The sequence below is a fragment of the Parvibaculum sp. genome, assembly GCF_049672805.1.
Taxonomy (GTDB): domain Bacteria; phylum Pseudomonadota; class Alphaproteobacteria; order Parvibaculales; family Parvibaculaceae; genus Parvibaculum.
In genome coordinates this window covers 1-6,109 of record NZ_JBATWS010000061.1, presented here as the reverse complement: position 1 = coordinate 6,109, position 6,109 = coordinate 1, and the positions used below count along the sequence as shown (strand labels likewise).

At 60.4% G+C, this 6,109-nt stretch carries 7 protein-coding genes; 2 read left to right on the top strand and 5 right to left on the bottom strand.

The window, feature by feature from the left end; all coding sequences use genetic code 11:
- Both WBF74_RS01925 and WBF74_RS01920 read right to left on the bottom strand, forming a co-directional pair.
- The coding region (locus WBF74_RS01925) for a DUF72 domain-containing protein (RefSeq protein WP_424434343.1) at nucleotides 1-196 on the bottom strand (196 nt) is incomplete at its 3' end.
- Nucleotides 197-237: 41 nt separating this feature from the next.
- Nucleotides 238-873, bottom strand: coding sequence for a TetR family transcriptional regulator (locus tag WBF74_RS01920; RefSeq protein ID WP_424434340.1), 636 nt, complete (start codon nucleotides 871-873; stop codon nucleotides 238-240).
- 117 nt (nucleotides 874-990) lie between these two features.
- Between WBF74_RS01920 and WBF74_RS01915 the strand changes: the two genes are divergently transcribed.
- Together WBF74_RS01915 and WBF74_RS01910 are read left to right on the top strand one after the other, a co-directional pair.
- Nucleotides 991-2,319, top strand: a complete 1,329-nt coding sequence (locus WBF74_RS01915; RefSeq protein ID WP_424434337.1) for a flavin-containing monooxygenase — start codon at nucleotides 991-993, stop codon at nucleotides 2,317-2,319.
- The gene (locus tag WBF74_RS01910) at nucleotides 2,316-3,119 is read left to right on the top strand and encodes an SDR family NAD(P)-dependent oxidoreductase (protein WP_424434334.1); all 804 of its coding nucleotides are present in this window, start codon (nucleotides 2,316-2,318) and stop codon (nucleotides 3,117-3,119) included. The genes WBF74_RS01915 and WBF74_RS01910 overlap by 4 nt, the downstream gene beginning before the upstream one ends.
- Before the next feature lie 99 nt (nucleotides 3,120-3,218).
- Here WBF74_RS01910 and WBF74_RS01905 read toward each other — a convergent pair whose 3' ends face one another.
- From WBF74_RS01905 to WBF74_RS01895, 3 genes are all read right to left on the bottom strand, one after another.
- Complete coding sequence (locus tag WBF74_RS01905; RefSeq protein ID WP_424434331.1) at nucleotides 3,219-3,968, bottom strand: TSUP family transporter; 750 nt, start codon at nucleotides 3,966-3,968, stop codon at nucleotides 3,219-3,221.
- A gap of 4 nt (nucleotides 3,969-3,972) precedes the next feature.
- Complete coding sequence (gene hisG, locus WBF74_RS01900; protein WP_424434328.1) at nucleotides 3,973-4,953, bottom strand: ATP phosphoribosyltransferase; 981 nt, start codon at nucleotides 4,951-4,953, stop codon at nucleotides 3,973-3,975.
- Nucleotides 4,950-6,109, bottom strand: a 1,160-nt coding sequence (locus WBF74_RS01895) for an ATP phosphoribosyltransferase regulatory subunit (RefSeq protein WP_424434325.1), incomplete at its 5' end; no start/stop codon positions are given. The genes hisG and WBF74_RS01895, both read right to left, overlap by 4 nt.

Below are 6,109 nucleotides of genomic sequence, written 5' to 3'. Positions count from 1 at the left end.
GCGTCTCGTCATACCATTTGAGAAAGCTTTCGGGCTTCTGCGACCCATAGAAGGTGCCGTTGATCTCGATGCTGCCAAGCTTCGAACTTGCATATTCAAGCTCGCGCTTCTGTGCCAGACCTTCCGGATAAAAGCTGCCGCGCCATTCGGGGAAAACCCACCCGCCAATACCGACACGGATCGCTGCTCTTGCCATGCGGGTGCCTCCCTCTGAACGCCTCCAGGGCGGGAGTGACTCTAGAAAGCCCTTTCCTCTCCCACAAGCAGACTTTCAAATTCGCGCGCGATCATGAAGCGATATTCCGTCATCAGACGGTCGCCCTCCTTGCGGTCCACTGCAATCGCAAGGCGCACCGCGGCCCCTGAAAGCTGCATCAGCAGAAAGGATGCAGCCTTCAGCCGCGCATGATTATGCTTCGGCACGATCGGCTTCATGGCATCGAAGAAAAGCCCGGCATTGACGCGGCTATCCTCAATGTCGAGCTCCTGAAGCGCCTTGTCGGACTGCGTGGCCGACCAGATGTCACGCGTCACAGGCTCCGTGAGGAAGAGCTGGTAATAGCCCACAAGCGCCTGATCGATCCGCGTGAGCGCTTCTTTCGGGTCATCGAGCCCCTCAATGGTTCGCCGCAGCATTTCCCGCACTCGCTCCATCACGCGGATCGCAAGGAGCCTGAGGATCGCCGCCTTGTCCGGGAAATATTGATAGAGCGAGCCGATGGGCACGCCTGCCCGTTCTGCAAGCTCCGTCATCCGCATGGCGTCGCTTCCCGTCTCGGCAATCATTTCGGTGGCGACGGACAAAAGCCGCTCCACACGCTCGCGGGCGCGCGCCTGTGTCGGCTGGCGACGGAGGATTTTCGGGCTGCTCATGGGCCTACTTAACCACTTTTCTCTTGCGCCGGAAATTATGAGGGTTTATCACTTTTTACAAATATGAATAATACTCATTTTTTAGGGGGCGTTATGGGGGAGATCGGGCGCGTTTGCGTGGTAGGCGGGGGACCGGCGGGCCTGAGCCTCGCCCGCACTTTTCTGCGGCACAAGATTCCGTTCGATGTTTACGAGCGGCACAGCGATGTGGGCGGGCTATGGGACCAGAGCAACCCTGGCTCGCCGGTCTATGACTCAGCGCATTTCATCTCTTCGAAAACGCAGTCGCATTATCACGACTTTCCCATGCCGGAGGATTACCCGGACTATCCTTCCAACCGGCAGATCCACCTCTATATGCAGAGCTTCGCGGATGCGTACGGGCTGCGCGACCATATCCGCTTCAATGTATCGGTAGAGAAAGCGGAATTGCAGCCTGACCAGACATGGCGGGTGACGCTTTCAACCGGCGAAACGAAAGACTATGCGGCGCTTGTCTGTGCGAATGGAACGAACTGGCATCCGGTCATGCCGGATTATCCCGGCACTTTCATGGGCGAGATGCGCCATGCCGTCTCCTACCGCTCGCCTGATGAATTCAAACGCAAGCGTGTGCTTATCATCGGCGCGGGAAATTCCGGTTGCGATATTGCCTGCGATGCAGCGCGCTCGGCGGAGGCCGCTTTCATCAGCATGAGGCGGGGATACCACTTCCTGCCGAAACATATTTTCGGCGTCCCGGCCGATGTATTCGCACATGGGGGACCGAAACTTCCCATGTGGCTCACGCAGCGCGTTTTTGGTGTGGTCCTGCGCATTCTGAATGGTGATCTCACAAGGCTTGGTTTGCAGAAGCCGGATCACCGCATTTTCGAGACGCATCCGATCCTCAATACGCAGCTTCTGCATCACCTTTCGCATGGCGACATCAAGGCGAAACGTGATGTGGCGCGCTTTGAAGGCAAGACGGTTCATTTCGTCGATGGCACGTCCGAGGAAATCGATCTCGTTCTTTGCGCAACCGGATATGAATGGAAAGTGCCTTATCTCGACCCCGCCCTTCTCGCCTGGAAGAAGGGGCGGCCTGATCTCTACATGAACCTCTTCAGCCGCGAGCATCCGACGCTTTATGCGCTGGGATTCATGGAGACGAATGGCGGCGCCTACAAACTCTTTGACGAAATGGCCGATCTGATTGCCCGCACCATACTTGCCCGCGCGAAGGGCGGTGCTGATGCACAGGCACTCAACACACTCATTGCGACAGACAGACCGGACCTGAGCGGCGGTATCAAGTTTGTCGGCTCTGCGCGGCACGCCACCTATGTGGAGATTGATGCCTATCGCAAGCAGATGACACGCCTTCGCAAGCGCCTTCGCTGGGCTGATCTTGCCGATGGATGCTTCGATGCATTGCGCATTACGCGGGACAGGAAGGCCGCATGAAGGCGCTGGTAACAGGGGCCGCGGGCGGCATCGGGCAGGTGCTTTGCGAAAAGCTCGACCGGCGCGGCTATCAGCTCATTCTTGTTGATCGCGAGCGCACATCGCTGAACGCGATTTCTGCAACGCTTTCCCGCCCGGCGGAAATCATCGCTTGCGATCTTGCGAGCCGTGAAGAGGTGGAGAGGCTTTGCGAGACGATAGTCACGAACCATGCCGATCTTGATGTTCTCATCAATAATGCAGGCATAGTGCGGCCCGGTGCGGTGGCAGATATTCCCTTTTCCGATATCGCTCTCCAGCTTGAGGTGAACATGAATGCGCCGATACGGCTCATCCATGCTGTCGCGCCGCTGATGATTGCGCGGGGACGCGGTGCGCTCGTCACGACCGTTTCTCTCGGCGGCATCATCGCGCTCAAGGAGAGCGCAGCCTATGCGGCATCGAAATTCGGGCTGCGCGGCTTTCTTTCAAGTCTCCATCAGGAGCTTGCTCCACGGGGCGTCAAGGTATCAGGCATCTATCCCGCTGCCGTGGATACGCCGATGCTGCATTACGAAGCAACGCATGGCGGCTCGGTGCTCAATTTCATCGACAAGGTGATGAGCGCGGAAGATGTCGCCGATGCGCTGCTCGGGGGCATGGATACGGGCAAACTCGAAATCTATGTGCCCTATAGCGCAAGTCTTTCCTCCCGCTTCTTCGCAGCCTTCCCCTGGATGATCCGGCCAATTCTGCCGATCATGGAAAGACTGGGCGAGGCAGGACGGAAGAAGTTTGTCGCGCGGAAGGGGCTTTCGTAACTCGCGTCATTGCGAGCGGAGCGAAGCATCCCAAAATCACATCCTCTGCGCCTGCAGCTCTGACTTGCTTCGTCGCGCATGCGCTTTTCGCAAGGACGTTCAGGAGAGATGTAACGACAGCCCCTGCCAGATGAGCAGCGCGCCCAGGACGAAGAGAATATTGCGGCTCCAGTTTCGGAACTGGCCATCACTCATGCTGTCCAGCACCATCTTGCCGACCGTTGTGCCGAGCATGGCAAGCGGCACCACCATCAGATAAATCCACCGCGGCAAATCCGCTGACGGGAGGAGATGCGCTGCCAGAACACCAAAATAGAGAAGTTTGGTCAGGTGCTGAAGCGTCTGCGTCACGGCCTTGGTTGCGACGATCTGATGGCGTGTCAGCGGACTGCGCACAAAAAACACATCAAGGATAGGCCCGGCCACGCCCGCCGTCAGCGTGAGCGCCGTCACCACAAATCCGCAAAGAGGCGAGATGAAAGGCCGGGTGATATCAAGCCCCCAGCTTTTCGGGATGGCGAAGGCGACAAAGGGAATGGCGCCCAGCACGAGCAGCACCGTTGCCTTGTCGGGCACGAAGCTCACCGACATGAACAGCGCGAGGGCGACGACAGCGCCCATCATGTTCGTTACGACGAGCGGCCAGACAATATCCCGCCAGTTGATGACGGCGCGATAGCCATTCGACACAGCCTGCGTTGCGCCATGCAGCATCATCGCCGCGCCGACCGAAAAGGCGAAGGTGAGGAACGCCATGAGGATCATGCCGCCCGCCATGCCGAAAATGCCGGAAATTGTCGCCGTCACCAGAACCACAAGGGCTGTGATGGCGGCGAGCATGGGCGTCATGGTGTCAGCCCTTCACGTTCAGCTTTTGCAGAAGCCGCTCGCGCAGCGGGTTGCGCGCCTCGAACACATAGTCGGCGCGTGAGGCCGTCACCGTATCGCGGCCATTGGCATAGAGATAGGCCACGAGATCGTAGAGATGCGCTTCCGGGCAATGCGCGATGCGCACAGGGCCGCCCGCCCCGTTGCCGAAAGGCAGGGTGACGCCGAAGCGATTGGCAATCTCGCCGATCAATGCAGCATCGCCCTCGCTGCTCGCAAAGCGCACCTCGACCGTCTTTGCCGCGCGGGCCTGCGCGGAACTGCGGTCGAGAATCTCGCCGACGGCGGCAAGTGCCTTCCCGCTCCATTCCGCCCGCAGGCTCGCCACAAGGTTCGCCTGGCTTTTCAGAATGGTGCCGTCATCCAGTATCTTGAGATTGTTTGCGGCGAGCGTTGCGCCCGTGGAGGTAATGTCCACGATCACTTCCGCCGTACCGGCAGCAGGCGCGCCTTCGGTCGCGCCGAGGCTTTCGACGATGCGATAGCCCGTCAGCCCGTGCTCCGCGAAGAAGCGCCGCGTCAGGTTGAAATATTTCGTCGCAACACGAAGCCGCCGCCCGCGCTTGGTGTGGAAGGCGAGCGCCACATCATCGAGATCGGCCATGGTGGAGACATCGATCCAGCTTTGCGGTACGGCAACGACCACATCCGCATGACCGAAGCCGAGCGGCAGCAGCAGATCAACATCCCGCTCCGGCGCGGCAAGCTTTTCGCGAATGAGATCCTCGCCCGTCACGCCGAGATGGATCTGGCCTTGCTCGAGCTGACCGGCGATTTCGGAGGCTGAGAGAAAGGCAATCTCGACATTGGCAATGCCATCGAGACGGCCCGTATAGCCGCGCCCGCCATCCTGCCGCACCTTGAGGCCTGCGCGCGCGAAGAAGGCATTGGCATTTTCCTGAAGCCTGCCCTTCGAAGGAAGGCCGATCACGAGTTTGTCGCTCATTGGCCCCTCTCCTTCGCAACGGCTGCGAGCAGTCGCTCAATGCCGACCGCGCAGCCAACAGCAGGCACCTGCGTCTCTGCGCCAAGTGCGGCAAGCAAGCCATCATAGCGGCCACCGCCACAGATCATGGCGTCAGCACCGAGCGCATTCACCCGGAACTCGAAAACGAAGCCCGTGTAATAGGCCATGTTGCGGCCGAAGCCCGTGGCAAAATGCGCGCGGGAGAGATCGACACCGGCCTTTGCCGCCAGCGCCATGCGCCGCTCGAAACGCGCAATCGCACCGGCAAGTGAGATGCCAGCGCCGGAGGCAAGCGCCTTGATGCGTGCAATGCTTTCTTCCGGCGTGCCGGAGACGGCGAGGAAATCCGCGATCAGCTTCACAGCCGCTGCGGGCACGGAGGAGGAGGCAAGCTCTGCCTGCTCCAGCAGCCTTTCTGCCACTTCCTCGACGGTGCGGCCACCCACAGGCGCGATGCCTGCGAGTTTCAGCACGTCTTCGATCACGTCTTTCGCCTGTGCTTCATCAAGCCCGCCAAGCGCGGAGATCAGCGCCTGTTTGTCGCCCGCTTCTGCCGTGCCGTCGCCCGCGGCAAGGCGGTCGAGCAATTCGCGGAAATAGTCGGGACGCCAGAAGTGACGCTTCAGACGGGCGCGCCAGCCGGGCGGCAGATCGAGCGCGTCGATCAGCGCATCGAAAAGGGCGAGATCGCCCATCTCGATGTCATAGGATTTGAGGCCCGCATCGGCGACGGCGCGGGCGGCAAGTGCCATGACTTCGGCATCCGCTTCTTCCGCATCGGCACTGCCGAGACATTCGAGACCCGCCTGCGTGAATTCCCGCAGCTTGGTCGAGCCGCGCGGCTGGTAGCGATAGACGGGGCCGACCGAGCAGAGCTTTTTCTCCCCGCCGCCCGCTTCCAGATAGAGGCGGCATACGGGGATCGTCAGTTCCGGGCGCAGGCAAAGCTCGTCGCCTGCAGGGTCGGTGAAGACATACATGCGGCGGCGAATATCCTCGCCGGACATATCGAGAAAAATTTCGGCAGGCTGCAGCGCGGGCGCGGAAACGGGGGCATAGCCCGCCTTCTCGAAGCCGCCGCGCACCGAGGCCGCGAGCGCCTCGCGGGCGCGCAGCCTTTCGCCTTCCAGTGCTG

Coding starts and splice junctions, on each gene's coding strand:
- WBF74_RS01920 (WP_424434340.1), bottom strand. CDS start 873: ATGAGCAGCCCGAAAATCCTCCGTCGCCAGCCGACACAGGCGCGCGCC.
- WBF74_RS01910 (WP_424434334.1), top strand. CDS start 2,316: ATGAAGGCGCTGGTAACAGGGGCCGCGGGCGGCATCGGGCAGGTGCTT.
- WBF74_RS01905 (WP_424434331.1), bottom strand. CDS start 3,968: ATGACGCCCATGCTCGCCGCCATCACAGCCCTTGTGGTTCTGGTGACG.
- hisG (WP_424434328.1), bottom strand. CDS start 4,953: ATGAGCGACAAACTCGTGATCGGCCTTCCTTCGAAGGGCAGGCTTCAG.